The following is a 1,164-nucleotide window of genomic DNA, read 5'->3' on the forward strand; positions in this document are numbered from 1 at the left end:
GTCGGAGTAGACCGCGGTGGTGCCGATCCCCATCCGGCGGCAGGTGGCGAACACGCGGCGCGCGATCTCACCACGGTTGGCAACCAGAACGTTCGTGATACCCATGCTGTCGCGCCTCACATTCGGAAGACGCCGAAGCCCTCGGCGCCCTGGATCGGGGCTGTGTGAATGGCCGACAGGGCCATCCCCAGCACGGTGCGGGTGTCGCGGGGGTCGATGATGCCGTCGTCGAAGAGCCTGCCCGACAGGAACATCGGCATGGCCTCGGCCTCGATCTGCGCCTCGACCATGGCGGCCAGCCCGGCGGCGGCCTCCTCGTCGAACGGCAGGCCCTTGGCCTCGGCCGCGCCGCGCTGCACGATGGTGAGCACGCCGCCCAGCTGCGCGCCGCCCATCACGGCCGACTTCGCGCTCGGCCAGGCGAACAGGAAGCGCGGGTTGAACGCGCGCCCGCACATGCCGTAGTGACCGGCGCCGTAGGACGCGCCGACCAGCAGCGAGATATGCGGCACCGTCGAGTTGGCGACCGCGTTGATCATCATCGCGCCGTGCTTGATGATGCCGCCGTGCTCGTAGTCCTTGCCGACCATGTAGCCGGTGGTGTTGTGCAGGAACAGCAGTGGCGTGTTCTTCTTGTTCGCCAGCTGGATGAACTGGGTGGCCTTCTGCGATTCCTCGGAGAACAGCACGCCGCGCGCGTTGGCCAGGATGCCGATCGGGTAGCCGTTGATCTCGGCCCAGCCGGTGACCAGGCTGGAACCGTAGAGCGGCTTGAACTCGTCGAAGTCCGAACCGTCGACGACGCGGGCGATCACCTTGCGCGGGTCGAACGGGATCTTCAGCGTCGACGCCAAGGACACCGAGCGCGTCTCGATGCTCGAACTGCTCTACTCGGGCGCCCTGCTGCAGGCAGGCATGGGACTGCTGTCCTACCTCGAGGTGGCCGAGCTGCTCGAGGCCTCCGCGCGACGCCTGCTCGCCGAGCCGGGCACGCACTGAACGTCACCGGCGGGCCTTGTCGAACCAGCGTAATCATAGTACCGTCCAGACACATGTCCATCACCTGTCTGACCCGGCGAGAGTCCACCCGGCGGGAATCGACGCGCCGGGAGTCGACCCGACGGGAATCGACCCGGCGCGAATCCACGCGACGCGACTCGACTC

The 1,164-nt window shown here is 67.6% G+C and carries 1 protein-coding gene and 1 pseudogene; both read right to left on the minus strand.

Translation table 11 applies throughout. From position 1 onward, the window contains the following. The coding region (locus tag ACWDNU_RS46490; protein WP_449673529.1) for a biotin carboxylase N-terminal domain-containing protein at positions 1-105 on the minus strand (105 nt) is incomplete at its 3' end. A gap of 11 nt (positions 106-116) precedes the next feature. Then, positions 117-855: pseudogene (locus ACWDNU_RS46495) on the minus strand (carboxyl transferase domain-containing protein); the annotation flags it as partial. Positions 856-1,164 lie beyond the last annotated feature (309 nt).

This window comes from Amycolatopsis sp. NPDC003676, from assembly GCF_053587275.1.